General features: G+C 64.4%; 29 protein-coding genes and 1 pseudogene. 16 read left to right on the top strand and 14 right to left on the bottom strand.

Annotated elements, in window-relative coordinates; genetic code table 11:
- Positions 1–66: 66 nt before the first annotated feature.
- Positions 67–822, top strand: coding sequence for a DUF3307 domain-containing protein (locus V3B48_RS09290; protein WP_121503475.1), 756 nt, complete (start codon positions 67–69; stop codon positions 820–822).
- A gap of 49 nt (positions 823–871) precedes the next feature.
- On the opposite strand, the gene V3B48_RS09295 is transcribed toward V3B48_RS09290, so the two are convergent.
- The 7 genes from V3B48_RS09295 to V3B48_RS09325 form a co-directional block, all read right to left on the bottom strand.
- Positions 872–1264, bottom strand: a complete 393-nt coding sequence (locus V3B48_RS09295) for a diacylglycerol kinase (protein WP_279912307.1) — start codon at positions 1262–1264, stop codon at positions 872–874.
- An 82-nt stretch (positions 1265–1346) separates the two neighbouring features.
- The gene (locus V3B48_RS09300) at positions 1347–1973 is read right to left on the bottom strand and encodes a hypothetical protein (RefSeq protein WP_032129971.1); all 627 of its coding nucleotides are present in this window, start codon (positions 1971–1973) and stop codon (positions 1347–1349) included.
- Between the two features lie 49 nt (positions 1974–2022).
- Complete coding sequence (locus V3B48_RS09305; RefSeq protein WP_329893593.1) at positions 2023–2559, bottom strand: nuclear transport factor 2 family protein; 537 nt, start codon at positions 2557–2559, stop codon at positions 2023–2025.
- A 72-nt stretch (positions 2560–2631) separates the two neighbouring features.
- Positions 2632–2979 carry an RcnB family protein gene (locus V3B48_RS09310; RefSeq protein WP_032129966.1) on the bottom strand — a complete coding sequence of 116 codons (348 nt, stop codon included), beginning with the start codon at positions 2977–2979 and terminating at the stop codon, positions 2632–2634.
- Between the two features lie 161 nt (positions 2980–3140).
- Positions 3141–4172: an ACR3 family arsenite efflux transporter gene (gene arsB, locus V3B48_RS09315; RefSeq protein ID WP_329893664.1), complete on the bottom strand. Its 1032-nt coding sequence runs from the start codon at positions 4170–4172 to the stop codon at positions 3141–3143.
- Between the two features lie 14 nt (positions 4173–4186).
- Positions 4187–4690 carry an arsenate reductase ArsC gene (locus V3B48_RS09320; RefSeq protein WP_329893594.1) on the bottom strand — a complete coding sequence of 168 codons (504 nt, stop codon included), beginning with the start codon at positions 4688–4690 and terminating at the stop codon, positions 4187–4189.
- Between the two features lie 15 nt (positions 4691–4705).
- Entirely contained in the window at positions 4706–5035 is a 330-nt protein-coding gene (locus tag V3B48_RS09325) for a winged helix-turn-helix domain-containing protein (RefSeq protein WP_107433730.1), read from the bottom strand.
- A 17-nt stretch (positions 5036–5052) separates the two neighbouring features.
- Here V3B48_RS09325 and arsH point away from each other — a divergent pair, with 17 nt between their 5' ends.
- Positions 5053–5781, top strand: a complete 729-nt coding sequence (gene arsH / locus V3B48_RS09330; protein WP_285303408.1) for an arsenical resistance protein ArsH — start codon at positions 5053–5055, stop codon at positions 5779–5781.
- Positions 5782–5811: 30 nt separating this feature from the next.
- On the opposite strand, the gene V3B48_RS09335 is transcribed toward arsH, so the two are convergent.
- Positions 5812–6222 carry a helix-turn-helix domain-containing protein gene (locus tag V3B48_RS09335; protein ID WP_285303407.1) on the bottom strand — a complete coding sequence of 137 codons (411 nt, stop codon included), beginning with the start codon at positions 6220–6222 and terminating at the stop codon, positions 5812–5814.
- A gap of 84 nt (positions 6223–6306) precedes the next feature.
- Between V3B48_RS09335 and V3B48_RS09340 the strand changes: the two genes are divergently transcribed.
- Positions 6307–6936, top strand: coding sequence for a cation transporter (locus V3B48_RS09340; protein WP_121503467.1), 630 nt, complete (start codon positions 6307–6309; stop codon positions 6934–6936).
- A gap of 1 nt (position 6937) precedes the next feature.
- Here V3B48_RS09340 and V3B48_RS09345 read toward each other — a convergent pair whose 3' ends face one another.
- Complete coding sequence (locus V3B48_RS09345) at positions 6938–7873, bottom strand: aspartyl protease family protein (protein ID WP_329893595.1); 936 nt, start codon at positions 7871–7873, stop codon at positions 6938–6940.
- 308 nt (positions 7874–8181) lie between these two features.
- Between V3B48_RS09345 and V3B48_RS09350 the strand changes: the two genes are divergently transcribed.
- The 4 genes from V3B48_RS09350 (at position 8182) to V3B48_RS09365 (ending at position 14687) form a co-directional block, all read left to right on the top strand.
- Positions 8182–12942: an RHS repeat-associated core domain-containing protein gene (locus tag V3B48_RS09350; protein WP_285303405.1), complete on the top strand. Its 4761-nt coding sequence runs from the start codon at positions 8182–8184 to the stop codon at positions 12940–12942.
- 17 nt (positions 12943–12959) lie between these two features.
- On the top strand, positions 12960–13400 hold the full coding sequence (locus V3B48_RS09355) for a hypothetical protein (RefSeq protein ID WP_285303404.1): 441 nt from the start codon (positions 12960–12962) through the stop codon (positions 13398–13400).
- A gap of 264 nt (positions 13401–13664) precedes the next feature.
- Positions 13665–14054, top strand: coding sequence for a hypothetical protein (locus V3B48_RS09360; RefSeq protein WP_329893596.1), 390 nt, complete (start codon positions 13665–13667; stop codon positions 14052–14054).
- A 153-nt stretch (positions 14055–14207) separates the two neighbouring features.
- On the top strand, positions 14208–14687 hold the full coding sequence (locus V3B48_RS09365; RefSeq protein WP_285303402.1) for a hypothetical protein: 480 nt from the start codon (positions 14208–14210) through the stop codon (positions 14685–14687).
- A gap of 19 nt (positions 14688–14706) precedes the next feature.
- Here the strand turns inward: V3B48_RS09365 and V3B48_RS09370 are convergent.
- The 4 genes and pseudogenes from V3B48_RS09370 to V3B48_RS09385 form a co-directional block, all read right to left on the bottom strand.
- Positions 14707–14907: pseudogene (locus tag V3B48_RS09370) on the bottom strand (hypothetical protein); the annotation flags it as partial.
- A 64-nt stretch (positions 14908–14971) separates the two neighbouring features.
- Positions 14972–15784, bottom strand: a complete 813-nt coding sequence (locus V3B48_RS09375) for a hypothetical protein (protein ID WP_050509875.1) — start codon at positions 15782–15784, stop codon at positions 14972–14974.
- Positions 15763–16263, bottom strand: a complete 501-nt coding sequence (locus V3B48_RS09380) for a hypothetical protein (RefSeq protein WP_329893597.1) — start codon at positions 16261–16263, stop codon at positions 15763–15765. The genes V3B48_RS09375 and V3B48_RS09380 overlap by 22 nt, the downstream gene beginning before the upstream one ends.
- A 209-nt stretch (positions 16264–16472) precedes the next feature.
- Positions 16473–16850 (bottom strand): hypothetical protein, encoded by a 378-nt coding sequence (locus V3B48_RS09385; protein ID WP_329893598.1) that lies wholly within the window; start codon positions 16848–16850, stop codon positions 16473–16475.
- A gap of 569 nt (positions 16851–17419) precedes the next feature.
- Between V3B48_RS09385 and V3B48_RS09390 the strand changes: the two genes are divergently transcribed.
- Positions 17420–17749: a hypothetical protein gene (locus V3B48_RS09390; RefSeq protein WP_197611958.1), complete on the top strand. Its 330-nt coding sequence runs from the start codon at positions 17420–17422 to the stop codon at positions 17747–17749.
- On the opposite strand, the gene V3B48_RS09395 is transcribed toward V3B48_RS09390, so the two are convergent.
- Positions 17743–18147, bottom strand: a complete 405-nt coding sequence (locus V3B48_RS09395) for a ribonucleotide reductase subunit alpha (RefSeq protein ID WP_329893665.1) — start codon at positions 18145–18147, stop codon at positions 17743–17745. The two genes, V3B48_RS09390 and V3B48_RS09395, sit on opposite strands and share 7 nt — an antisense overlap.
- Positions 18148–18341: 194 nt before the next feature.
- On the opposite strand from V3B48_RS09395, the gene moaA reads away from it, so the two are divergent.
- From moaA to V3B48_RS09435, 8 genes are all read left to right on the top strand, one after another.
- Positions 18342–19322 (top strand): GTP 3',8-cyclase MoaA, encoded by a 981-nt coding sequence (gene moaA / locus V3B48_RS09400; protein ID WP_008265266.1) that lies wholly within the window; start codon positions 18342–18344, stop codon positions 19320–19322.
- 8 nt (positions 19323–19330) lie between these two features.
- Positions 19331–20326, top strand: coding sequence for a bifunctional molybdenum cofactor biosynthesis protein MoaC/MoaB (gene moaCB / locus V3B48_RS09405; RefSeq protein WP_329893599.1), 996 nt, complete (start codon positions 19331–19333; stop codon positions 20324–20326).
- Positions 20326–21579 carry a gephyrin-like molybdotransferase Glp gene (gene glp, locus V3B48_RS09410; protein ID WP_329893600.1) on the top strand — a complete coding sequence of 418 codons (1254 nt, stop codon included), beginning with the start codon at positions 20326–20328 and terminating at the stop codon, positions 21577–21579. The genes moaCB and glp overlap by 1 nt, the downstream gene beginning before the upstream one ends.
- Positions 21579–21839: a MoaD/ThiS family protein gene (locus tag V3B48_RS09415; RefSeq protein WP_329893601.1), complete on the top strand. Its 261-nt coding sequence runs from the start codon at positions 21579–21581 to the stop codon at positions 21837–21839. The genes glp and V3B48_RS09415 overlap by 1 nt, the downstream gene beginning before the upstream one ends.
- Before the next feature lie 3 nt (positions 21840–21842).
- Entirely contained in the window at positions 21843–22343 is a 501-nt protein-coding gene (locus tag V3B48_RS09420) for a molybdenum cofactor biosynthesis protein MoaE (RefSeq protein WP_049401277.1), read from the top strand.
- 138 nt (positions 22344–22481) lie between these two features.
- Positions 22482–23030 (top strand): molybdenum cofactor guanylyltransferase, encoded by a 549-nt coding sequence (locus V3B48_RS09425; RefSeq protein WP_180838509.1) that lies wholly within the window; start codon positions 22482–22484, stop codon positions 23028–23030.
- Entirely contained in the window at positions 23027–23392 is a 366-nt protein-coding gene (locus V3B48_RS09430; RefSeq protein ID WP_329893602.1) for a hypothetical protein, read from the top strand. Before V3B48_RS09425 ends, V3B48_RS09430 begins: the two co-directional genes overlap by 4 nt.
- Before the next feature lie 144 nt (positions 23393–23536).
- Positions 23537–24955 (top strand): NarK family nitrate/nitrite MFS transporter, encoded by a 1419-nt coding sequence (locus V3B48_RS09435; protein WP_329893603.1) that lies wholly within the window; start codon positions 23537–23539, stop codon positions 24953–24955.
- Positions 24956–25005: the final 50 nt, after the last annotated feature.

Raw genomic sequence — 25005 nt, forward strand, 5'->3', positions numbered from 1 at the left:
TTGCTTTTCGCGGCGACTTGGCTATCGCGACGCGAGCCACAGGAAGGACTCACAGGCAGAAAGGACATGCTTGAAACGCTGCTCGTACTGTTGACCGCTCACCTTGTCGCCGATTTCGTGCTGCAGACCACGAAGATGATCGCGCGCAAGCAGGAACTGCATGGCCTGCTGCTGCACGTAGCAGTGGTGCTGCTCGTCATCGCCGCGCTGACCGGTTCAATCAACCCATGGGTCTATCTCATCATCGGTTTCAGCCATGCGGTGATGGACTGGATCAAGGTGCATTGGCTCCCCGATGGCGTGCACGCATTCGTCATTGACCAGTTGGTGCATATCGCCTTCATCGTGTTGATCGCGTTGATGTTCCCTCACGTTGCCCGCGATGGCTGGTACGGGATGATCCCGACCCAGGTCCAACTGTTGATGTATCAGGGCATGTCGATCGCGAGCGGCTTGATCCTGGTGGTCAACGTCGGCGGCGTCCTGGTGGAGAAGCTGCTTGCGCCGTTCACGGCAGGACTCAAGATGGGAAGCGCCGAATCGGCGCCTACGACCGCAGCCGTGCAGAGCGACGATCACAAGGGCATGCAGACCGCAGGGCGCTATATCGGGCGGCTGGAAAGAGGCTTGATCTTCATGTTCCTGCTGCTGGGCCAGCCGGAGGGCGTGGGGTTGATGCTGGCCGCCAAATCGGTGCTGCGCTTCGCCGACCGGCAGGCGCGGGCACACACCGAATATGTGATCATCGGTACCATGCTCAGCTTCGGTTGGGCCATCGCCGCAACCATGTTGACCAAGCTCGCCATCTCGCATTGGCGCTAGCGGCTGCGGCGTTGTGGCGCCGGGCCATGCATGGTGGGTCGGGCGCGAGCTAACCCAGCAGGATCATGCCCCACACCGTGCCGACCATCAGCAGTGCGGTGGTCTGGGCGGCGCTGCCCATGTCCTTGGCGTTCTTGGACAGTGGGTGGTGGTCAAGCGAGATGCGGTCGACCACCGCTTCGATGGCCGAGTTCAGCAGCTCCACCAGCAGGCTGATGAAGCAGACCGCCAGCACCACGGCGCGTTCGACTCGGCTGATGTCCAGCAGGAACGCGGTGGCGATCAGCAGCGCATGCAGCAGCAACAGCTGCCGGAAGGCCGCTTCGCCACGGAAGGTGGCGATGAAGCCGTCGCGCGAATGGATCAGCGTGTAGAAGATGCGGCGAAGGCCGGTCTTGCCATGCGGGTACTTGCCGCTGTCCTTGGGGGAGGGTGGCTGCATGCCGGTCCTGCCATGAAGTGATCTCACGACAGGATGTGCAGGCGGGCGTCGGGAAAGCGTCGGACGCCCGTTGGATTTTCCTTCAGCCGGCCTGGCGCTGCGCCTGGATGGCCTGGTCGAGGGCATCCAGATCGTCGGTCGGCGAGGCCAGCCATGCCGGGTACGCCTCGGTCTCGACGAAGGCGGAGGATCGCAGCACATCATCGAATGCCGGATTGTCCTTCTCCGCATGGCGCAGCAGTCCGGACATCAGCCCGCAGATGCGGACGGCCGCCTGGAAGGCACCCTGCAGCGAACCGGCCGGCTCGGTGACCGTGTTGAGGAAGGCCGCATAGGCCGGGCCATCGAAGATGAAGTCCTCGCGCTGCTGGAAGGCTTCGCCGCTGAGATTGGTTTCGCCGGAGACGTGCCGGGAGAATCCCCAGGACCAGATGTCGAGGAAGCGCAGGTCATCCAGCATCCGGCGCGCATCGTCATTCAGTGGAACGGCGCCGGACAAGGCGTGCTCCAGCGTGGCCGCTGCGAACGGCTCGGTGCCCTGGTGGGCCAGGAAATCGCTCAGGCAGCGCAGTGCAGCGGGATGATGCGGGTCCAGTTGCAGCGCACGGTAGATCACGCGGGCGCCTTCCACATGGCGGCCCTGGGCGATGAAGATGTTGAGCGCGTGGTGGGCGAGCTGGTCGGCGCTGAGGTCGGCAATCCGGGTCATCGGGTCTGGCTGGCATGGACGAACGGTGGGCACCAGTCTGACAGATCACTCATTCGGCCGGGCTGCGTAAATCGTGGATCGAATAGATCACCGAGAAGATCTTCCAGCCCTGTTCGGTACGGATCAGCTGCCACATTTCCTTGCCCCAGTTGGTCTTCACTCCATCGTCGTGGAAGCTGTAGTCAAACGACACCGAGGCCACATCGCCATCCGTTTCGATCTTCGTGTTGGAGAATGTCTCCTCCTTCGGTTTCGGCGACGCAACGACGCCGTCGATCAGCGCGATGAAGTTGTTGGCGGGAATCTGCCGTGCCTTGATCGCATCGGGCTTGGCCTTGCGGATGTCCTGCAGGCGCACATCCTCGGAGACAAACTGCCAGCCGATGTCTTCCGCCTTGTCCGAGAAGAACAGGCTCATGTAGGTCGGCTTGTCCTTGTTGATCAGCGAGGTGCGGAACGATTCGACCACCTGTTCGATGGCTTTTTCATCAGCTGGACTGTGGGCTGGACTGTTGTTGCCGGCATGGCTTGGCGAGGCGGACAGCAGAAGCGCGAGGAGGGCGAGTGGTGCTCTTGATGTCTGCATCTGCAGCTTCCGGGGACAAGGGGATGCTGCCGGGACGTTTCGTCACATCGGTGCCCCGGCGCATCCCCTCATTCAACGATGCAGCGCGTCGATGATCAAGCCGGTGGCGATCTCCACCAACAGGTACTCGTTATCGGACTGGCGCACCCAGCGCCGGTCGCGGCCCGGCTCGCGCAGGTGATAGCGCGCGTAGTCGTCCACCCAGTAGCGGCGGTCCACTTCCGCCCATGGCAGGCGCTCGCCGCGACGCCAGGCCTTCTTCTGCCAGCCTGGCGGCGGCGCATCACGATTGTGCGGGCCACCGGCGTGCGGCGGTGGCCCGTTGCCGCGCGCATGGTGCGGCGGATCGGCGAAGGCGGGTGCCGCGGCCAGCGCGGCAGCCGTGGTCAAAGCAATGGCGAACAAGCGTGCGGTGTTCATCGCAACCTCCGGGCCTTGCCGCTGCATGCGGCGTCGTGCCGTGGAGTATGGATCAAGGAATGTGAACGGACTTCTGAGCTGTCACCGTAGCAGCAGGGCGCATTCCACGGCGTTGCAACTGGCGGCTCGGGCACGACGCCGCCGCCTCCGGCATGGCCGCCTCAGGCGCGCTCGCGTGCCTCATACCAGTCGCGTGACCGGTTCACGATCTTCACCACCGAAAGCATCACGGGGACTTCAATCAGCACCCCTACCACCGTAGCCAGCGCCGCACCGGAGTGGACACCGAACAGGCCCACGGCCGTCGCAACCGCCAGTTCGAAGAAGTTGCTGGCGCCGATCAGTGCCGACGGCCCGGCCACACAATGCGCCACACCCAGGCGCCGGTTGAGCAGGTAGGCCAGGCCGGAGGTGAAATAGACCTGGATCAGGATCGGGACCGCGATCAACGCAATCACCAGCGGCTGCTGCACGATCTGCCGGCCCTGGAACCCGAACAGCAGCACCAGCGTCAGCAGCAGCGCCGACAGTGACAGTGGCCCCAGCTGGCGCAGCGCCGTCTGCAGCCCGGATTCGCCATGGCGCGACAGGATCCAGCGCCGCAGCAATGCGGCCACCAGTACCGGAACCACGATGTACAGGCCGACCGACAGCAGCAACGTATCCCACGGTACGGTGATGGCCGACAGCCCCAGCAGCAGCGCCACCACCGGCGCATAGGCCACCACCATGATCGCGTCGTTCAGTGCCACCTGGCTCAGCGTGAAGTTGGCATCGCCGCGGCACAGGTTGCTCCATACGAACACCATGGCCGTGCAGGGCGCGGCCGCCAGCAGGATCAGGCCGGCGATGTAGCTGTCGATCTGGCCGGCGGGCAGCCAGTCCGCAAAGACGTGGCGCAGGAAGAGCCAGCCCAGCAGCGCCATCGAGAATGGCTTCACCGCCCAGTTGATGAACAGCGTCACCCCGATGCCTTTCCAGTGCTGGCCCAGCTGGCGCATCGCACCGAAATCCACCCGCAGCAGCATCGGGATGATCATTAGCCAGATCAGCACCGCCACCGGCAGGTTGACTTTGGCCACTTCAGCCGCCGCCAGGGAGGCGAAAGCACCTGGCAGGAAGTGCCCGAGCAGCGTGCCGACGATGATGCACAGCGCGACCCAGAGCGTCAGGTGGCGCTCGAACAGGCCCATGGGTGCCGCTGTGCTCATGGCGTGCGCGCTGCCGGCAGCAGATGGCCGATCTGGTCCAGCGCCTGCTGCAGCATTCCGCGGTCCTGCCACACGTGCCCGGGCAGCGCCAGCAGGGCCTGCACGCGTGCCTTCACGATGGCATGCGCGTGGGCGAAGGCGGCAGCCTTGTCGGCATCGCTGCCCTCTGCCTCGGCCGGGTCCGGCAGGCCCCAATGGCTGCGGATGAAGTCACCGAACACCACGGGGCAGGCTTCCGCTGCCGCCGCATCGCAGACGGTGATCACAAGATCCATGGGGGCGGAATCAGCGAACTCATCCCAGGATTTGCTGCGCAGTCCCGCGACCGGGATGCCTTCTGCGCGCAGCTGTGCAAGCGCGAACGGATTGACCTGGCCGGTCGGGTGGCTGCCGGCACTGTAGGCCGTGAAGCGGCCGCCGCCCCATGCGCGCAGGGTGGCTTCGGCCAGCACGCTGCGGGCGCTGTTGCCGGTGCAGAGAAACAGGATGGAGCGGGACATGATGGCGTTTCCGAATCAGCAGCTGCAGGGATTGCCCAACGGCGCGCACTGTTCGCTGGGCGAACCGGCGCAGCAGTTGTGCGTGAGGTACTCGATCAGGCCGGTCATTGCGCTGAAGTTCGCGCGGTAGCAGACGTGGCGGCCCTGGCTCTCGCTCTCGACCAGGCCGGCCTGTACCAGTTCCTTCAGGTGGAAGCTGAGGGTGGCGGGAGGAACCTGGAGGGCTGTGGCGATGTCGCCGGCCATGCGACCGGCCGGGCCGGCTTCGACCAGCAGGCGGAAGGCTGCCAGGCGGGTGGCGTGGCCGAGCGCGGTGAGCGCAGTGATTGCATTTGACGTTTCCATATTTCTAGAATAGTCGAATGAATAAGCCGACCACAAGTCCTTCGTTGCCCCATCTGAGGGAAGCCTCGCTTCCCCAGCCTGATCACCAGCGGTTGGCCGCCGAACGCCAGGGGCCGCCACGTATCCTGCTGCTGTACGGCTCACTGCGGCCGCAATCGTTCAGCCGCAAGCTGGCACTGGAGGCCGAACGCCTGCTGCAGCATCTGGGCTGCGAAACGCGCGTCTTCGATCCAAATGCCTTGCCGCTGCTGGACAGCGTGGACAAGGGGCACCCGGAAGTGCAGCGGCTGCGCGAGTGGTCGCACTGGTCGGAAGGGCAGGTGTGGGTCAGCCCGGAGCGGCACGGCACGGTGACCGGCGTGTTCAAGAACCAGATCGACTGGCTGCCACTGGAAGACGGCAGCGTGCGGCCGACCCAGGGCAGGACGCTGGCGGTGATGCAGGTCTGCGGCGGTTCGCAGTCGTTCAACACGGTCAATACGCTGCGGGTGCTGGGCCGCTGGATGCGCATGTTGACCATTCCCAACCAGTCGTCGGTGGCCAAGGCCTGGCAGGAGTTCGACGAAGACGGGCGGATGAAGCCCTCGCCCTACTACGATCGCGTGGTGGATGTGGTCGAAGAACTGGTGAAGTTCACGCTGCTCACCCGCGGCCGTGCCGACTACCTCGTGGACCGTTACAGCGAGCGGAAGGGCGATGCGCTGGCGGTCGAGCTGGCGCGGGCGGCGGGAGCGACCGGCGTCTGAGGGAGATGCCGAATCGCGCACGATTCCAGTTCAGGTAGCCGGCGCAGGCTGCAGGGCTTCCAGCACCCGGCAATCGGCCACGCGCCCGCCGGGGCAGTTGCCGATCATCCGCTGCAGTTCGCCCTGCAGCGTCTGCAGGTCGGCAATCCTGCGCGCGATGTCGGCAATGTGCGCCTTCACCACGTCATCCACCGAACTGCATTGGTGCTCGCGTTGTTCGCCGAAGGCGATCAGCTCGCGGATCTGCTCGATGGCGAACCCCAGCTCGCGCGCACGGCGCACGAATGCCAGCCGCCGTTGGTCCTGTGCGTCGTAGCAGCGGTAGTTGCCCTGCGAACGCAGCGGCGGCTGCAGCAGGCCAATCTTTTCGTAATAGCGGATGGTCTCTGCCTTGGTGCCGGTCTGGCGGGCCAACTGGCCGATGGTGAGTGGGGCTGTCATGGGCTTGACCTTGTAGGGGCTACAAGGTTGATAAAGGCAGCTCCCTTTCATTTCAAGCCCGGGCGCGCCCGGCGGAGCGCCCCCATGGACCAGTGCTGCGGCCACAAACGCCAAGAGCTGGCATCGATAGCGCTGCACAGCGCCCAGCGGCGGGTGCTGGTGGCGGTGCTGGCAATCAACCTGGCGATGTTCTTCATCGAGTTCGGCGCGGGCCTTGCCGCGCGATCCAGCGCCCTGCAGGCCGACGCGGTCGACATGCTGGGGGATGCCATCGTCTATGGCCTGAGCCTGTGGGCGGTAAACCGGGGCGCGCGCTGGGAGGCGGGCGCGGCGCTGGCCAAGGGTCTGCTGATCCTGGCCTTCTTCGTGTTCATCGTGTTCGAAGTGGCCGGCAAGCTGGTCAATGGGGTGCCACCGTCCAGCACGCTGATGCTGGTGTTCGGTGGCATTGCCCTGGTGGCGAACCTCACCTGCCTGGCGCTGCTATGGCGATTCCGCAGGTTGAACATCAACATGAAGAGCACGTTCGAGTGCTCGCGCAATGACGTGGCCGCGAACCTGGGCGTGCTGGTGGCCGCGGGTGGCGTGGCCATGACCGGGCGCGGCTGGCCGGATATTGTCGTTGGCGCAGTGATCGCCCTGTTGTTCCTGAGGTCGGCAGTGGGCGTGATCGCTGAAGCGTGGCCGGCATGGCGGGCAGCACGCCGACAGTGACTCAGTTGCGGTGGTGCCTGCTTGGGCAGACTGCCACCTGTTGGCTGCGCTGATCGATCAGCACCACTGCTTCCTGCAGCGCATGGGCACCCACCACCGCTTCGGGATAGTGGTCGGACACCCGTACGTGCAGCCCCTGCAGCGCCAGGCCGCCGATCAACACGGGAACATCCAGCTGTGCATGTCCGCCATCGACCTCGCCGTGACTGAGGGTCAGTCGATCCCCGGTGGTCACTGCGGCACCGGCTGCCCGCCGGAAGAGTGCCGTGGGCAGCACCATCGCGACGTTGGCGCCGGTGTCCAGCTGCGCCTCTGTGGTCACTGTTCCAATCGTTACCGGGATGCGGAAGGCGCGTGAGTAGGCGAGCGTGTCCGGTTGCGCGGGCAGGAGGTTGATGTCGCGGCGGAACTGCAGGCGCCGTTGCGGGTAGTCGATGATCAGCACACCATCAGCGAAGAATCCGCGCGCAAGGATGCCGTCGAAAGCTGCGTCTTTTGATTGCCGTGCATTGTAGTCGCGGGTGAGCGCGATCACGTCGCTGCGGCGCAGCCCGTCGAGCGCCAGGGTGTTGATGCGCACCGTATCGGCCTCGGCTGTCTGTACGCCGTCGGAGTGGCGGGTGCTGGCGTCCGCCGGCAGCGCCAGTTGACGGACCAGGCGGGCGTCCGCGCGGGCCATGCCGCTGGCGCCGGTATCGATGGCGAAGCGGTACGGGCCGCTGCCGTTGACCTGCACCTGCACATGGATGCGCCCGTCGACGACGTCGAAGGGAACGTCGATGATGCGCTCGCCCGGGCGGGCGGCGAGGGAACAGGCGCTCTCCAGCACGGGTGAGGCGAGGATGGGCGCAGCGAACGGCCACAGAGTGAAGATGGCAATGCTGCGCCAACGGCGAGTGCCGAGTGCGCTATGGCGATGCGGGGGAACGCGCCTCATGATCCTGTTCCATGGGTGTCCAGGATCTTCTGATGCGTGAGGGATGCAGGCGGTTGCAGGTTTTTCCTGCTCCGCAGGCTGCTCCGAAAGCTGTCGCGGCAATCGGCTGGATCTGGAATCCGCGCGGGTGGAAATGTGACCGATGTCGCGGGCCTTGACTTGAATATGTCACCGTCTTCAACGATAAAGGCGGCATGTGGCACTGCCGCATTCCGGACCAGGGACGATCCGAAGCATGACGTGATGGGGCTCTACCCCCGCGTTCTCGTTCCCGCCGGCGCTGTGTTCGTCCAGGAAGGAGAACAGGGATGTTGGAACGACTGAAGACCCTATCGCGTGCCGTGCTGGCGATTGTTGCCGTCGGCTTCGTCGCCCCTGCTGTGGCACAGGCGCAGGAAAGCAAGATCACCTGGCGTATTTCGCAGCCCGGCGGCGATGCGACCCAATACAAGACCCAGCAGGCGGCGGTGGCCGCCATCAAGAATCTGCCGGCGCCCAGCCCGTTCCCGCCGGAGTTCCAGTTCGGCTGGCAATCTGTCGACAAGATCAAGTCGAAAGTCGTGGACTTGAACGGAAACACGTCGATCACCTACTGGATGGGGAAGACGCAGCCCTCCGACCCGGACTGGTCCTACATCGGGCGTGACATATTCCCGACGGAAGAGGCGATGGTGGCCGATTTTCTTGCGGACCAACAAGCCAGCAATCCCGTGTGCCCCGGGGCGGCGGTCACTCCGTCTGGCGATTGGTTTGCGGCTTCGCCCGATCAGGAAGGTGTCATCGAGTCACGCTACTACGATCTGACTTCAATGGCTGGCAACAATACGGCTGAATCGCCCTGCACCCCGTATACCGGGACGGTTGCGGTCGCGCGTACCCGGCGCTTGAACTGCCCGATTCCGCTCACGCAGTGGTCCAACAAGCACAGCGCATGCGTCAGCGAAGAGTTCGTTGCGACCATCACTTCGAAGTCGCAGAAGTGCGACAAGGACGGCGGCAACGGTAGCTGCCCCATGTCCCGCAACGATACAGCGGCGAACATGAGTCCGATTCCCGACAAGGACCCGGCCTCCAACGGCGGTACCTGCGACGGCAATGTCGGCAACCCATGTGATGTTAAAACTGGCGAGAAGTACGAGATCGCGCCGGACTTCGACCTGGGCTGGATCGCGCTGACGCGCTTCTATCACTCCGGCATTTCCACGTCCTCCGGTGGCTTCGGTTATGGCTGGACCCATTCGCTGGGCGCCCACCTGGCACTGGATGGCGCTGACAGCGTTGGCATCATTGAAAGCACCGGTTTCCAGCGTGTATTCAAGAAGATCGGCCAGGCCTATGAGGCGGACGACGACAGTGGTGATCGTCTCGTCCAGAACGGTAACTGGACGCTGTATTCGGCGGGCTCCATCTCGACCTTCGGCGCGGACGGGCGTCTGGTCGCCAAGCGCTTCGCGGATGGCACGTCGCTGACCTATATCTACGATGACAGCGATCGCCTTGCGGCCGTCACCCACAGCAGTGGCCGCACGCTGGAGTTCGTTTACCAGTCCAACGACTACGAGGCGCTGATCAGTTCGGTGCTGGTCGAAGGCATTGCGCTCGCCACCTTTACCTACACGCCGCAGAACCAGGTCGCCACGGTGACCTATGCGGGAGGTGGTGTGCGCACGTATCACTACGAGAACCAGGACTTCCCCCAGCACCTGACCGGCATCACCGCCGAGGACGGTCGCCGCTACAGCACCTTTACCTATGATTCCATCGGCCGTGTGATCTCCAGTCAGCACGCCGGCGGTGCCGATGGCGTGGCGCTGGCCTACAGCCCCAACGGCGGTGCGGTGGTTACCGACGCGCTTGGGCGGCAGACCGACTACACCCTGACACCCGGCGGCGACACCGCGCCGTCGCGCAAGGTGACCGGCCTGACCGATTCGCAGGGAACCGTCAGCCGAACCTACTACGACCAGAGTGCCGACTTCCGCCGGCGCCTGGATACCTACACCGATCGTCGCGGCATCCAGACCAAGCACACCTATGCGCAAGGCACCGATGCGGTGAGCGGCCGTGCCGTCAGCATCCATACCGTGACCGAAGCGGTCGGCCAGCCCGAGCAGCGGGTAGTGACCACCGCGCGCGACGTCGAAACCAATGCGGTACTGACCACCCGGATCGGTAGCCGCGAAGTGCGTACGGCCTTCAATGCCCGACGCCAGCCGACGGCCAACACGGTGACCGACACTGCTTCCGGTCAGACGCGCATCACCAGCTACACCTACTGCGAAGCCGCTGATGTGGCAGCGGCAGGCAGCTGCCCGGTGGAGGGGCTGCTGAAAAGCGTGGATGGCCCGCGCACGGATGTGGCCGATGCCGTTACCTACGCCTACTACCCGGCAGATGATGCGGGGTGCGCGACCAACGCTACCTGTGGCTACCGGAAGGGCGACCTGCGCAGCGTGACCAATGCGCTGGGCCAGACGGTCGAGACCCTGGCCTACGATGCGTTCGGGCGGCCGTTGTCGGTCAAGGACGCCAACGGCGTGGTCACCGATTACACCTACCATGCCCGCGGCTGGCCGACCTCGATCACCGTACGCGGTGCCAGCACGGCCGAGAATCGGGTCACCCAGCTGAGCTATTGGCCGACGGGCCAGGTGCAGAAGATCACCGAGCCGGATGGCAGCAGCGTTTCCTACGTCTACGATGCTGCGCTGCGCTTGACCGACATCGAGGACAACGCAGGCAACACGATTCACTACACACTGGACAACGCCGGCAATCGTCTCAAGGAAGACACGCTGGATACCGGCGGCACCCTGCGCCGTACCCTGGCACGGACGTTCAACACGCTCGGCCAGCTGACCGCGCTGAAGGACGCAGGCAATCACGCCACCGGCTTTGTCTACGATGCCAATGGCAACCCGCAGACGGTGACCGATGCGCTGCAGCGCGTGACCAGCCAGCAGTATGACCCGCTCAACCGACTGGCCCAGACCCTGCAGGACGTCGGCGGCGTGGCGGCGGAGATCCGCAGCCAGTACAACGCGCTGGATCAGGTCACCCAGGTCACCGACCCGAAGGGCCTGCACACCACATACGCCTACAACGGGTTCGGCGATCTGACCGGCCAGGTCAGCCCGGACAGCGGCGCCAGCAGCTTCACCGTGGATGCGGCAGGCAACCGCAAGACCACTACCGATGCACGCGGCGTCACCGCCACCTATCACTACGATGCACTCAACCGCCTGGTCGGTGTCGCCTATCCGGATCCCAATCTGGACGTGGGCTACAGCTACGACGTGACGCCTGCTGCGTGTACCGCCGACGAGCGCTTTGCCAAGGGGCGCCTGGGGCAGGTGTTGCACGCCAATGGCAGCGCCCAGTACTGCCACGACCGCTTCGGCCAGGTCACCCGCAAGGTGCAGACCGTCAACGGCGTCGCCAGCACGCTGCGCTACGCCTACAGCAAGTCGGGTCGCCTGACTGCGTTGACCTACCCCGATGGCAGTGTGGCCGACTACGTGCGCGATACCCAGGGGCGCATCAGCCAGATCGGACTGACCCGGCCCGGCCAGGCACGCCAGATCGTGGTGAGCAACGTGACCTATGCGGCCTTCGGCCCGGCCACCGGCTGGACCTATGGCAATGGCCGCCACTTGCAGCGTTCGCTGGACCTGGACTATCGCCCGCAAGCGGTGCACGACCCGGCCGCGGGCGGCCTGTCGCTGGGCTACGGCTATGACCCGGTCGGCTCGATCACCGAGCTGAAGAACGGCACGGGCTCGACGATGCTGGCCAAGTACGCCTACGACGCGCTGGGTCGCCTGACCCAGACCCAGGACGGCACGACCGGCACGCCGATCGAAACCTATGCCTATGACGCCACCGGCAATCGCACCGCGCTGACCACCTCGGCAGGCACTGCCAGCTACAGCTATCCCGCAACCAGCCATCGCCTGACTGCGGTGGATGGCGAAACGCGCAGCCATGACGCAGCGGGCAACACCACCAGCATCGGCAGCAAGACCTTCACCTACAGCGATGCCAACCGCATGAACGCGGTGAAGCAGGGCAATGCCGTGCTGGAGAGCTACGGCTACAACCATCGCGGCGAGCGCGTGCTGCGCACCCCGGCTAGTGGCGCTGCGCAGATCACCCTGTATGACGAGGCGGGGCAATGGCTGGGCAATTACTCGGTCACGGGCCAGGCGCAGCAGCAGGCCATCTGGCTGGACAACTATCCGGTGGCGCTGATCAATGTGCCGGGCACCGGCGTGCCGGAGTTAGCCTACGTCCAGCCGGATCATCTGGGCACACCGCGCGTGGTGATCGACCCGGTGCGCGATGTTGCGATCTGGGAGTGGAGCAACAAGAGCGAAGTGTTCGGTAATCAGATTCCGAGTGCCGACCCGGATGGTGATGGTGTGGTGTTCGAGCTGGCGCTGCGCTTCCCGGGCCAGCAGGCGACGGATGCGAGTGGGTTGTTCTACAACTACCAGCGCGAGTATGACCCAGCGGTCGGGCGGTATTCGCAGAGTGATCCGATTGGGCTTGGTGGAGGTGTTAGCACCTATTCCTATGCAATGGGCAATACAATTTCGCACGTTGATCCACTGGGTTTGAAAGACTCCCAGCCTGGAGTGACTGTGACAGAAACTGGCGCATATACGGTCGATTGGCGCTATTACGTGAATAGGACATTGGAAGCTCTTGGCTTTCCGGGGGCATTTGTCGCGGGAGCCAACGACTTCGGCGGGCAGTATGCCAATCAATGGTCAGCCACACACGTGGTTGGTGGTTCTCATAACGGATGGGTTGGCCAGGATAAGTACTTCCACTGCATGGCGAACTGCGAGGCTGCACAGAAGGGTATGGGCGGATCCGCTGCTGCTCAGTGCATAAGCAATGGGCGCGAGTGGTTCGATCAAACCATCAAGGGCGACTCTGCCGCTGACTCCGCTGCGGATCAGCTGGCAAATCGCCTCGGACGATCATCTGGACAAATGAGCCGTACGGGGAGTTGCTCGCAGATGTGCGGGAGCTATCGTCCGGGTGGAAGCTTCCCCTACTGATGACTTGGACGCCTCAAATGTACGCTCCCAAGCTGCTCCCAGTCGTGATGCTGTCAATTGCACTTTCTGGTTGCATGGAAGTTGCCAGCACCGAGTATGCAGACCGCAATCAAGCCGTCTCAAGACAAGCAATCGGCGAATCGAAGTGGTTGCCTTCATGGTTGCCTGAGGACGCGGTCAACATACGCGAATCGCACGACATGGACACAAATGAATCGTGGCTGGTTTTCCGCCTAACCAGCGGGATTCTTGCTTTGCCCGAAGACTGCAGGCTAGTGAGCAGGCCGGAGATGTCCGACGCGCGAGTCATGCGGAGATTTCCTCAGTTTGCCCGCAACGCGTGGTCGCGAGCGTCAAGCTATGGCGGCAAGTTCTATCTGTGTCCGGAGGGTAATGTTGGTCGCTGGGTCATGCAAGATGAAGAGTTGGGCCTTGTTTACAGTGGAATAAAATTCTAGGTGGATGGGCGGTCTCACCTGGCAAGCGAAATGCGTGAGTGGCAATTGGCGACCTCAAGGCTCTTGGTGCGCGTGGCCGTGGTGACGACTGTGTGGGAGAAATTCTAGGGTATCGGCTCCGTCGTCTATGGTGGCTGTAGGGCAGGCGGTAAGTAGAGGCGAATGGAATTAAGAGACAGTCTGAGAGAAAGAGTGGCGCTGCCGCCAAGTTGGCGGCGCCCGGATTCGGTCGCCCGGTCGTATGCGCCTGAAGGGGTCCAGTAGATGAATGAGGATTTCAACGCGCTCGAATGGTGTGACGCCACGTTGCTGGCCATCAATATTGACAGAAGCAATCCTGGCGTATGCGACGAGGTAAGGGTGCGGGTGCGCTGGCCGGATGGCCGGCAGGCAACCGTTTGCTTCCCGGAAGCCTACGGGTGCTCGGCGCTCATGAACTTCGGCGTTCTGGGTGAGGAGGGAATAGAGTTCGCCGTGGTGGACGAAGACGAGCCGGGACTCGCCGATCTTCTTGATCGTTGGAAGGCGGTCGGCTATCCGCTATCCGGCGTGAAGTGTTTCCGTATCGAGACCAGCTCGACCGGAAGCGTCATTCTCATCTACGCCAGGACATGGCGGATCGAGCATCTGCCGATGGCGGATGCAGTGCCCTGAAGGACATCCGGTGCCTAGATTCCTCAGCCCCGACGAGGTTTGCCTCACCAACTGGGTGCTGCCTGAAACGACGGAGTCGTCCTACGTGCCTGGTTTCGTGATTCTTGCTCCGGCGGTGCTGTTGGCCGCCACACTCTACATATTGGGGCCTTGATGATGGTGAAGCTCCTGACAGCACTACTTCTGATTGGAGTCGGACTTGGATTCTCTGGCGGCGCATGGGCTGTAGGAAAGCGGCCCTTCAAGATGATCCAGTTCTGCGTGCATGACCAAGAGGGCTTGAGGCGGTTCAAGCAGACCCTCAGCTCTATCGCCAAGGACGAAGGAATGCAGTTCTTTGATGGCAGCGCTGAATTGGATCGCCAGCTTGCCAGGGCAAAGGTGGACATGAAGCGCCCCGTCGTCTACGTCGGAGTGAAGCGGGAAGACGGCTCTGGACTGGAGGCGGGGAACCTCGGATTGGATCGCTTCGAGATAGCTATCGGCTTCTCTGAAGGGAAGATGCCCGCCGAGGCACGGTCATTCTCTGTTCGCCTCGAGCGCACCTTGGCCGAGCGCTGGAATGTACTCACGGTTCCCCCGGGCAAGGGCGCTGCCCCGACGGCGTGTCGGGCGGGAGGCGATCCTCGCTGAATGGCGTTGCAGATGGCCTTCACCCTTCGGGCTGCAACCGCCCCACCGCCTGCGCGCACAACGACTGGCAGGCCATGACCAACCCCTCCATCACCCGGTCGCCCACGTACTCTTCCGGTGCGCCGTTCTGCCGGGTCCGCTCGGCGGCCAGCAGGATTTCGTGCACCACCCCTAATCCACTCAACCCGCAATCGGCATCGGCCAGGGCCAAGCAGTATCCGGCAGCTGGTGCGGGTCCGAATGTGATTGACCCTTTGCTGGCGGGGCCTGTCGAGTGGCTCATTTCAATGACTTGACTCACCTGCCATGCGGATTTCCTGAAGCCTCTCGAAGTCGGGTCTGCTGAGGTAACGCGATGACCCACTACCGCCGTCGGGGTAGTAGTAAGTTGGGCCGACGCCTATTTGCTTCTCCTTAGTTCCAAAGGAGCGAACGAGATACTTGGAATGAAGGATCGGCTCAAAGTGGACGGTGTGCACATCGAATACGCGGATAATGATGGGCTGTTCTGCGTTCGTTGTCAGACTGATCCATTTCCTATGGGTGCCGATGAAGTGCTCTGATAGCCAAGGATAGTAGTCCTTCTTCAGCGAAACAAAGCCATCAATGCTGGTGCTGGGCCTGGCGTTGGGCCCTCCATATGCAGAGTTGGCCTCATCAAACGTTACAATGAAGTCGCCTCCGCCCCCGAGTTTCACGTCATCGCCAAACTTGGAAGCGTCTTCGTAACGAACTCCGAGAGTTACGTTGCTTAGTCGCCATCGACATGCTCCGCCGCCATTGACTGCCACTGTGGCCTCATAAACATCCGTTCCTGGGCGGCGCACAGGCTGAAGCTCAAGTCCCGCATAGTTGTCTCGTGTACGTTTTTCCCAGTCCAGCGTGGACCGATACGTCGTGGTGCATTTCGTCGAGCGGTAGATCACCTGCATGTCTCTGGCCACAAGCTCCTCGGGGACCTTGACGGTCACCTTGACCGTGCCAGCCTCCGGCTTGGGTGAAAGTGCTTGATTCCGGGTAAGGTGGCAGCCGCTCAGAAGCAGGAGGGCGAGGATTGCTGCTGGCATCGGAAGGCTCATCTGCTTGAGTCGGGGCATGCTGACTCCTTCTGAATGCTGACGGTGCCATCGGTATCCTCTTTCAAGCAGAATGTCGCTTCGTAGATTGCGGTAGGCATGTACCAGAGAATCGGAATTCTCCGGGTCATTTGAAAGTAGTAGATTGTGTTCAAACTCAAAGGAGAGTTCTCTCTACCGTCTTCGGATGGATCATGCCGGTAGCCGTCAGGCATTGAATCGTATGAAATGCAATTGCCAGGCCTGAGTTTCATCGGATCGGCGCCGTCCTTCAGCTCGATGGTCCACCTTCCAGCTTGGAGTGCGTGGGACTCCATCATCATCACGTAGGACACTGGGAACGGCCGCCGGGCTTTTTGCGGGAGGCAGATCGCAGGGATGCTTCCGATCAGCCTGACATCTGCCTCTTCTCGGGTCAGCTGATACGCCTGTGCGATGTGGGGGATCGAGCAGCAACCAGCTGCGACGAGCAATGCAAAAGTGCTCTTGACAATCTTCATTGATTTTTCGGCGTCTCCGTCCTGCACTACTCTGAGGGGGCGAGCGATTCAATTGCCCTGATCAGCCTTGCCAGCATGGTCGTGTCGTCAGAAGGGTGGGGCGCGCGCCGGTCTGGAGCGGCCCTCGCACGGTGAGTAAGGAGAAGGGCGTCGCATTTGTGCGGGCGAACGCCGGGGCGAAAAGGGGGCAGAGGCGACATCGATAGAGGCTACTGCTCACCCACCTGCAACCGCCCCACCGCCTGCGCGCACAACGACTGGCAGGCCATGACCAACCCCTCCATCACGCGGTCGCCCACGTACTCTTCCGGTTCGCCGTTCTGGCGGGTGCGCTCCGCCGCCAACAGCATTTCCAGCACCACCCGCAATCCACTCAACGCGCAATCGGCGTCGGCCAGGGCCAGGCAGCGGCCGGGCAGTTGATGGCGCTCCGGCCAAGGTTGTCCGTCGGCCGCCGCACCGGAGCCGATGCGGTGGAGATTGGCAATGAAGGTGTTCCTGTCCACTGCGGGCACAGCCTGTGGCGAACCGTCGTCGTGGGCGGTACTGCGATAGGCGTGCAGATGGGGGAAGTCCGATTCGTTCATGGCAGAGCTCCGTGCAGGGCAATCGGTAGCCGCCACCCATAAAAGTGGCGGGCGGTGCATGGTTCGAATCCGGGTTGGTCCCAAGCCGGTGGGCGCGAACGCCCCCACGCACCGCCCGCCATAGCCGGCAGACGGATTGCCAGCCGGCGCCACGGAATGTGGACGCCGACTGGCAAGCGCAATCACTCAGGACCAACTCGGGATTCGAAACCCGGCCACCCTTTTTCCGGTGGCACGCCATCTGAGCCCCTGGCGCTGTGCAATACCAATCAGAAGAATTGCAAACATCACTCGATTGGAGACGCTTTCGGCATTCTCCCACGCTGTTAAGCACTGCCAGCGCTGGCTGGCGTGGTGATCCGCCCGCACCGTGCAATCTGCGACAGGTGTCGAGGTTGGGGGAGGGAAGGGCGCGGGTGGGGAGGGGCGATGGCGACAGGCTCCGCAGGGGCCTGAGTCGAGCATCGCTCGACGCTACAGACGCCAAAGCGTGACGTGCGACTCGGGTTGACGTTCCCAGCCACCAAGCGCAGGCTGGTCCGGCACGTTTCCTAACCAGAAGGAGACTTATGACCGCCACCGCTTCCCTGCATCCGACGCCCGATACCCCGGGGCGTTCACGGCTCTGGAGTGTGTTCTGGCTGCAGGGCGTCATTCCCAGCAACATTCTGTGGGCGGTCGCCCTCTGGGCGTTGGCCAACCAGCGCACCCCGCTGCTGCTGGGGGTATTCGCCGTGCTGCTGCTCTATACCGGCTGGATCATCCCGGCGGTGTGGCGGGCGGCGCCTACTGCGCACAACCCCAATCTGGGCGTGGCCGCGCGCGGGCTGACCGTGGCCTGGGGCCTGAACACCGTGCTGGTGATCTTCTTCCTGACCCTGCAGCTGGTGGCTCAATAGAACTGAACAGGCTCGCCGCCCCGGTCGAAGGCGGCGAAGCGGCCGATCTGACCGTCATGGATGGCGTTGACCATCAGCTGCAGCGGGCGAGCGGCCTCATCGCTGTTGGGCGCGAAACCGGCGCGGCCGTCCAGCGCGGCCACGAAGACCAGGTCCCAGTCGATGCCGGTGGTGGTCGATTCGGTGGCCAGCGCCTGGAAGCTGGCCACCTCGGCCGGCAGCTTGTCCACGCACAGCACCGGCGACAGGGTGCCGCCCTCGCGACGGTCATGCCGGTCGCGCTGGTCGCTGGTGGGCGATTCGGGCAGCTCGGCGCGCACAAATACGAACAGCAAGCGTTGCGGTTCAGCCTGCTGGCCTGCGGCGTGCAGCAGCTGCTGGAAATCGTTCATCATCATGAGGGTTGTCACACGCCCGCTGCACGGAAAGCCGCATGCTGCCATAACGCCTGCCGCGCGGGGCCGAAGACGATTGATTTAAGTCATGCCCATGGAACTGACGGCCGCGTACTCTGGCAATCGTTCCAGCAGACGAGGGTTTCCGGGCCGTTCCGGGCACAGGCAAGACGGTGGAGCAACAAGGTGGACCAGCCATGAGCCAACTCACCGACGGTTTCGGACGCAGCTTTCCGTACCTGCGCCTGTCGTTGACCGAAGCCTGCAACTTCCGTTGCAGTTACTGCCTGCCCGACGGTTACCAGGCCGATGGCCGCCCGCGCTTCCTGCAGGTGGATGAAATCGCGCGCCTGGTGCGCGCGTTTGCCGCGCTGGGCATGAGCAAGATCCGCCTGACCGGTGGTGAGCCCAGCCTGCGCAAGGATCTGGACGAGATCATCGCCACCGTGGCGGCGGTGCCAGGCATCCGCAAGGTGGCCATCACCACCAATGGCACGCTGCTGCCGCGGCGCCTGCCGGGCTGGCACCGGGCAGGCCTGACCGCGCTGAACGTGAGCATGGACAGCCTGCAGCGCGAGCGCTTCAGGACCATCACCGGACACGACCGCCTGCCGGAGATCGAACAGGGCCTGGCCCTGGCACAGGCGCTGGGCCTGCCGGCGATCAAGCTCAACGCGGTACTGCTGCGTGGCCTGAACGACGACGAGCTGCCGCAGTGGATGGACTACCTGCGTGACCGCCCCTTCAGCGTGCGCTTCATCGAACTGATGCGCACCGGCGACAACGAAGCCTATTTCCAGCGCCACCACCTGCGCGCCGACGTGGTGATCGAGCAGCTGCTGGCCGCTGGCTGGCACGAGCGCCCGCGCGCGGCCGATGCCGGCCCGGCGCGCGAGTTCGGCCACCCCGACCATCGCGGCAGCATCGGCATCATCGCCCCGTATTCGCGTGACTTCTGCAAGGGCTGCAACCGCCTGCGGGTGACCGCCAAGGGTGATCTTCGGCTGTGCCTGTTCGGCGAGTTCGGCGTGCCGCTGCGCCCGCTGCTGCAGAGCGACGATGACCACGACGCGCTGCTGGCACGCATCACCACACAGCTTGGCCTGAAAGCGGCCGGGCATGGACTGCACCAGGGCCAGACCGGGCTGACCCCGCACCTGGCCTCCATCGGAGGATGAGCAACACGATGAGTGGGGAATTGAATGCGGCCTTCCATATGGCCGATGTCCGCGGCAAGCGCATCACCCGCCGCCGTGCGGTGGCGGTGGGCGAGCTGCATGCCGGTCCGGTGGCCTATCCGCTGATCGTCGAGCGCCGCCTGCCCAAGGGCGATGCGCTGGTGATGGCCGAGATTGCCGGCCTGCAGGGTGCCAAGATGGCCTCGATGCTGATGCCGCTGTGCCACCCGCTGCCGCTGGAGCTGGTGCAGGTGTTCTGCGCGGCGGTGCCGGAACGGCAGGCGATCCGCGTGTGGTGCGAGTGCGCCAGCGAGGCGCGCACCGGCGTGGAGATGGAGGCACTGGCCGGCGTCAACGCGGCGCTGCTGACCCTGTACGACCTGAGCAAGCCGGTGGAACCGGCCCTGCGCATTGAAGGCATCCGCCTGCTGTTCAAGGAAGGTGGCAAGCGCGGCGTGTGGCTGCACCCGGATGGCATGGACGATGCCGAGCGCGCGCGCTTCAAGCCGCGTGCGCCGAAGGGCCTGGAGGGCGCGGCCTGCGCGGTGATCACGCTGAGCGATCGCGCCAGCGAGGGCACCTATGAAGATGTGACTGGCCCGACCCTGGTGAGCGGCCTGAAAAAGCTGGGCGGCGAGGTGGTGGCGGCCGAGGTATTGCCGGATGGCATCGAGCCGTTGGCGGGCCACCTGCAGGCGTTGGCTGCCAAGGGCGTGCGCCTGTGCCTGTGTACCGGCGGTACCGGACTGGGTCCGCGTGACCTGACCCCTGAGGCGCTGCGTTCCTTGAACGCACGGCCGGTGCATGGCTTGGCGCAGATGGTGCGGGCACTGAGCGCACAGCACACGCCGATGGCCTGGCTGAGCCGCGCCGAGGTGGTGCAGCTGGGCAACATGCTGGTGTTCGCACTGCCGGGCAGCCCGAAGGCGGCGGCGCAGTGCCTGGACATCCTGGCGCCGGTACTGGGCCACGCCCTGGCGATGGTCGACGGTGGTGGCCACTGATGATTGCCTATAGCGAAGCGTTGCAGCACCTGCTGGACGCAGCCACGCCGCTGCCGGCCGAACATCTGCCGCTGCATGAGGCCGGCGGCCGTACCCTGGCCAGTGACATCATCAGTGGGCAGTCGCTGCCGCCGTTCGACAATTCGGCGATGGACGGTTTCGCGCTGCGCGCCAACGGCGCGACGTTCGAAGCCGGTACCGAATTCGCGGTGCAGGGCTGGCAGGCAGCCGGCGATGCCGGCGCCGAAGGCGGCGAGGGTGCCTGGGAAATCATGACCGGCGCGCGCATGCCGGTTGGACTGGATACGGTGGTGCCGGTCGAGAACGTGGACGTCCTCGCCAGCGAGGATGGGCGCCCGACCCGCATCGCCTTGAAGGGCACGGTGAAGGCGGGCCAGAACGTGCGCCTGCGCGGCCAGGATGTGAGCGACGGCGAACGTGTGCTGCAGGCCGGGCAGGTGCTGGACATCAATGCGCGCACCCTGCTGCATGCCATCGGCGTGGGCCAGGTGGCGGTGGTGGCACGGCCGAAGGCGGCGGTGATCGCCACCGGCAAGGAGCTGGTGACCGAGGCGGCGCAGACGCTTGAGTCCGGCCAGATCCGTGACAGCAACCGGCCGTATCTGGTGGGCCGCCTGCAGGCCGCCGGTGCCGAAGTGGTCTGGCAGGGCACCGTGGGCGATGACGTGGCCGCGTTCAACGCGGTGCTGGATGAAGCGCTGGCCGCAGGTGCGCAGCTGCTGATCAGCACGGGCGCGGTGTCGGCCGGCCGCTACGATTTCGTTCCCGATGCACTGCGTGGCCGTGGTGCGCGCATCGTGTTCCACAAGGTGGCGATCCGCCCGGGCAAGCCGCTGCTGTTTGCGGTGCTGCCCAATGGCGCGCTGTATTTCGGTCTGCCCGGCAACCCGGTCTCGGCCGCCGTGGGCCAGCGCTTCTTCGTGGAGCCGGTGCTGCGCCGCCTGCTGGGTTTGGCACCGGAAACCGTGTTGCAGCTGCCGCTGCAGGCCGACGTGCGCAAGCCGCCGGGCCTGCGCTTCCACGCGCGTGCGCGGGTGGAAGTGGACGCGCAGGGGCGCCTGAGTGCGCGCGTGCTGTCCGGGCAGGAGTCGTTCCGTTTGATGTCCATGCTGCAGGCCAACGCCTGGGTGGTGCTGGAGGCCGAGGGAGACCTGGCCAACGCTGGCACCTACGTGCGCGTGCAGGGCTGGGGTCACCATGACCCGGTGCAGCTGGCGAGCCAGGAGTCATGATGAAACAGGTGAATCTGCAGCTGTTCGGTGCGTTTTCCGATCTGGATGCCAGCCGCGAGATCGTGGTGGAGGTGGCCGGTGGCACCGTGGCCGACCTGCGCCAGGCGCTGCGCGAGCTGCTGCCGACGCGTTGGCCGGGTTTCCGCGCGGGCCTGCTGGATTACTCGGCATTTGCCGACCAGCAACGCGTGCTGCGTGACCACGAGGCGCTGCCTGACGATGGCCGGGTTGCGATCCTGCCGCCGGTGAGCGGGGGCTGAGCGATGAGCGAGAAGATCATCGCCAAGGTGGTGGATCGCGCGCAGGCGTCGATCGATCCGGCCGAGGGCATCGCTGCGGTGTCCGATCCGGGTTTCGGTGGCATCGATGTGTTCATCGGCAAGGTGCGCGACGTCAACATCGGCCGGCCGGTGAACGGGATTACCTATGACCTGTTCGAGCCGCTGGTGCTGAACGAGTTCAAGCGCTTGGCCGCCGAGGTCGAGGCGACGTTCGGTCCGAAGCTGAAGCTGTATGTGGCCCATGCCAAGGGCCGGTTGGGCATTGGCGATGTGGCGGTGGTGGTGGCGGCGGGCAGCCCGCACCGGGACGAGGCATTCCGGGCCTGCCGGCAGTTGATCGAGGTGGTGAAGCACCAGTGCCCGATCTGGAAGCAGGAGCATTACGAGGACGGCGACAGCGAGTGGAGCGAGGGCTGCAGCCTGTGTCATGCGGACAGCGAACCCGCACACGCCCATGACCATGCGCACGACCACCACCATTGAGTTCGCTGCAGCCACGCATGGCGTGGCTCTATCACCGAATGTCTGGATGGCCGTGGGGTTCAGTAGATCCACGCCATGCGTGGATGGGGCCGTTCCCGCGTATCCAACCGGCGCAGCCACGCATGGTGTGGCTCTACCATGAATGGAACCATCAACGGCATCGTGCTGGCCGGCGGCCTGTCCAGCCGGATGGGGCGCGACAAGGCGCTGCTGCCGTGGCAGGGGCGCACGCTGCTGGAACACATGCGTGGCCTGCTGCTGCAGGCCGGCGCCGAACGGGTGTGGGTGAGCGGCGACTATCCGGCCTTCGGCGGCATCCCCGATCAGGTGGCGCGCTGCGGTCCCCTGGGTGGACTGCACAGCGTGATGCAGCAGATGCCCGATAGCCTAGCCTGGGTGGTAGCGGTGGACACGCCGTTGCTGGCACCGCGGCTGCTGCAACGGTTGGCCGCCGAGGGGCGGGGCGCATGTACGATCTTTGACGGGCATCCCTTTCCCATGCGGTTGAATGTGGACAATGCCACTCGTAGCGTGCTGGCCGCGATGTTGGATGATGCGGACGGGCCGCGCTCGGTACAGGCCTTCCAGCGCCGCCTGCAGATGCACGCGCTGCTGCTGGAAAGCGTTGACGAAGCCTGCCTGGTCAACTGCAATACCCCCGAACAATGGGAGGATGTTGCGTCATGAAAGTGCAGTTGCAGGATCAATCAGTACGGCTTCGCCTGGACGAGGCAGAACTGGCGCGCCTGCTGGCCGGTGAATCGGTCGAGAACATGACCCGCTTTGGCGGCATCGAGGGCTGGGGCATGGCGGTGTCGCTGCATGGCGGCGATCAACCGGTGCTGCTCGATGGCGGCACCTTCTGCCGCCTGGTACTGCCGCGCCCGGCAGTCGAGGCCTTGGCGGCGCGGCTGCCGTGCCGGGATGGCCTGCCGTTCGACATTGCCCTGGAAGATGGCGGCCAGCTTCAGCTGCAGTTCGATGTGGACGTGCGCGACAGCGTACGCCAGCGCGGGGTGACCCGCCGCACCACCGCGCCTTCGGTTTGACATTTGTCAGGGGCAGGGTGGAAACCGGCCCCTGATTGATCCAGATCAACCCCGTCGTTGTTGCTGCACGGCCTAATGGCTGCATGACGACGGGTCACAACTTGAAAGCAGTACCCACGTCATTCCACAGCCTTGGAGCCATGTATGACCGTCGGTAGCGATCCTGTTGTCCGCAGCACTGCCAGTCCAGGTCGCGTCATCAGCGACTGGACGCCGGAGGACCCCGGCTACTGGGCGCGCACCGGCAAGCGGGTCGCCACCCGCAACCTGGTCATCTCGATCCCCTCGCTGCTGCTGGCCTTCTCGGTCTGGGTACTGTTCTCGGCGGTGTCGATCAGCCTGCCGAAGATCGGCTTCAACTTCAGCACCGACCAGCTGTTCTGGCTGGTGGCGCTGCCCAGCCTGTCCGGCGCCACGCTGCGCATCTTCTATTCGTTCGTGATTCCGATCTTCGGTGGCCGCCGCTGGACCGCGCTGTCCACGGCCTCGCTGCTGGCGCCGACGCTCTGGCTCGGCTTTGCGGTACAGAACCCGGCCACGCCGTACGGGGTGTTCGTGGCCATCGCGATCCTGTGCGGGTTCGGTGGCGCGAACTTCTCGTCGTCGATGTCCAACATCTCCTTCTTCTACCCCAAGCAGAAGCAGGGCCTGGCGCTGGGCCTGAACGCCGGCCTGGGTAATGTGGGCGTGTCGGTGGCGCAGGCGGTGATCCCGCTGGTCATCACCGTGGGCGTGTTCGGTGCGCTGGGTGGTGCACCGCAGCCCACGGCGGAGGGCGGGGCGCCGTTGTTCCTGCAGAACGCCGGCTTCATCTGGGTGCCGGCCATCGCGCTGTGCGCCATCGCGGCCTGGTTCGGCATGAACGACCTGACCAGTGCGCGTTCGTCGTTCTCAGAGCAGGCGGTGATCTTCCGCCGCAAGCACAACTGGCTGATGTGCTGGTTGTACATCGGCACCTTCGGTTCCTACATCGGTTTCTCGGCCGGCTTCCCGATGCTGGTGAAGAGCCAGTTCCCGGATGTGAACCCGCTGGCCTACGCCTTCATCGGCCCGCTGCTGGGCGCATTGATGCGCTCGGTGGGTGGCAGCATGGCCGACCGCTGGGGCGGCGCACGCCTGACCTTCTGGGTGTTCGCGCTGATGATCGCGGCGGTGTTCGGCGTACTGCACTTCCTGCCCAGTCACGGCCAGGGCGGCAACTTCCATGGCTTCCTGCTCAGCTTCATGGCGCTGTTCGTGCTCAGCGGCATCGGCAACGGCACCACCTTCCGCATGATCCCGGTGATCTTCCGCACCCTGCATGAGCGCTGGTCGGCCAACGACAACGCCGAGGGCAAGGCCACGGCCGCACACCAGGCCAGCATCGAGTCGGCCGCGGTGGTCGGTTTCTCCGGTGCGATCGGTGCCTATGGCGGTTTCTTCATTCCCAAGAGCTACGGCTCGTCCATCACCTTGACCGGCAGCCCCGACATGGCGCTGTACGGATTCGTTGTTTTCTATGTCACCTGCTTGGCCGTGACCTGGTGGTGGTACTACCGGCGCGGTGCCGAGACACCCTGCTGACGACATGAAAACGCACCGCAGCCAGATGACACACACAGCCACGATGCCGA

The sequence above is a fragment of the Stenotrophomonas sp. SMYL20 genome (assembly GCF_036320045.1).
Taxonomy (GTDB): Bacteria; Pseudomonadota; Gammaproteobacteria; order Xanthomonadales; family Xanthomonadaceae; genus Stenotrophomonas; species Stenotrophomonas maltophilia_A.

Coding starts and splice junctions, on each gene's coding strand:
- V3B48_RS09295 (WP_279912307.1), bottom strand. CDS start 1,264: ATGCAGCCACCCTCCCCCAAGGACAGCGGCAAGTACCCGCATGGCAAG.
- V3B48_RS09320 (WP_329893594.1), bottom strand. CDS start 4,690: ATGTCCCGCTCCATCCTGTTTCTCTGCACCGGCAACAGCGCCCGCAGC.
- V3B48_RS09435 (WP_329893603.1), top strand. CDS start 23,537: ATGACCGTCGGTAGCGATCCTGTTGTCCGCAGCACTGCCAGTCCAGGT.
- moaA (WP_008265266.1), top strand. CDS start 18,342: ATGAGCCAACTCACCGACGGTTTCGGACGCAGCTTTCCGTACCTGCGC.
- V3B48_RS09360 (WP_329893596.1), top strand. CDS start 13,665: ATGAATGAGGATTTCAACGCGCTCGAATGGTGTGACGCCACGTTGCTG.
- arsB (WP_329893664.1), bottom strand. CDS start 4,172: ATGGGCCTGTTCGAGCGCCACCTGACGCTCTGGGTCGCGCTGTGCATC.
- V3B48_RS09385 (WP_329893598.1), bottom strand. CDS start 16,850: ATGAACGAATCGGACTTCCCCCATCTGCACGCCTATCGCAGTACCGCC.
- V3B48_RS09420 (WP_049401277.1), top strand. CDS start 21,843: ATGAGCGAGAAGATCATCGCCAAGGTGGTGGATCGCGCGCAGGCGTCG.
- V3B48_RS09365 (WP_285303402.1), top strand. CDS start 14,208: ATGATGGTGAAGCTCCTGACAGCACTACTTCTGATTGGAGTCGGACTT.
- V3B48_RS09300 (WP_032129971.1), bottom strand. CDS start 1,973: ATGACCCGGATTGCCGACCTCAGCGCCGACCAGCTCGCCCACCACGCG.
- V3B48_RS09375 (WP_050509875.1), bottom strand. CDS start 15,784: ATGCCCCGACTCAAGCAGATGAGCCTTCCGATGCCAGCAGCAATCCTC.
- V3B48_RS09425 (WP_180838509.1), top strand. CDS start 22,482: ATGAATGGAACCATCAACGGCATCGTGCTGGCCGGCGGCCTGTCCAGC.
- V3B48_RS09355 (WP_285303404.1), top strand. CDS start 12,960: ATGTACGCTCCCAAGCTGCTCCCAGTCGTGATGCTGTCAATTGCACTT.
- V3B48_RS09350 (WP_285303405.1), top strand. CDS start 8,182: ATGTTGGAACGACTGAAGACCCTATCGCGTGCCGTGCTGGCGATTGTT.
- glp (WP_329893600.1), top strand. CDS start 20,326: ATGATTGCCTATAGCGAAGCGTTGCAGCACCTGCTGGACGCAGCCACG.
- V3B48_RS09380 (WP_329893597.1), bottom strand. CDS start 16,263: ATGAAGATTGTCAAGAGCACTTTTGCATTGCTCGTCGCAGCTGGTTGC.
- moaCB (WP_329893599.1), top strand. CDS start 19,331: ATGAGTGGGGAATTGAATGCGGCCTTCCATATGGCCGATGTCCGCGGC.
- V3B48_RS09430 (WP_329893602.1), top strand. CDS start 23,027: ATGAAAGTGCAGTTGCAGGATCAATCAGTACGGCTTCGCCTGGACGAG.
- V3B48_RS09395 (WP_329893665.1), bottom strand. CDS start 18,147: ATGATGATGAACGATTTCCAGCAGCTGCTGCACGCCGCAGGCCAGCAG.
- V3B48_RS09390 (WP_197611958.1), top strand. CDS start 17,420: ATGACCGCCACCGCTTCCCTGCATCCGACGCCCGATACCCCGGGGCGT.
- V3B48_RS09305 (WP_329893593.1), bottom strand. CDS start 2,559: ATGCAGACATCAAGAGCACCACTCGCCCTCCTCGCGCTTCTGCTGTCC.
- V3B48_RS09290 (WP_121503475.1), top strand. CDS start 67: ATGCTTGAAACGCTGCTCGTACTGTTGACCGCTCACCTTGTCGCCGAT.
- V3B48_RS09310 (WP_032129966.1), bottom strand. CDS start 2,979: ATGAACACCGCACGCTTGTTCGCCATTGCTTTGACCACGGCTGCCGCG.
- V3B48_RS09335 (WP_285303407.1), bottom strand. CDS start 6,222: ATGACAGCCCCACTCACCATCGGCCAGTTGGCCCGCCAGACCGGCACC.
- V3B48_RS09415 (WP_329893601.1), top strand. CDS start 21,579: ATGAAACAGGTGAATCTGCAGCTGTTCGGTGCGTTTTCCGATCTGGAT.
- arsH (WP_285303408.1), top strand. CDS start 5,053: ATGAATAAGCCGACCACAAGTCCTTCGTTGCCCCATCTGAGGGAAGCC.
- V3B48_RS09345 (WP_329893595.1), bottom strand. CDS start 7,873: ATGAGGCGCGTTCCCCCGCATCGCCATAGCGCACTCGGCACTCGCCGT.
- V3B48_RS09325 (WP_107433730.1), bottom strand. CDS start 5,035: ATGGAAACGTCAAATGCAATCACTGCGCTCACCGCGCTCGGCCACGCC.
- V3B48_RS09340 (WP_121503467.1), top strand. CDS start 6,307: ATGGACCAGTGCTGCGGCCACAAACGCCAAGAGCTGGCATCGATAGCG.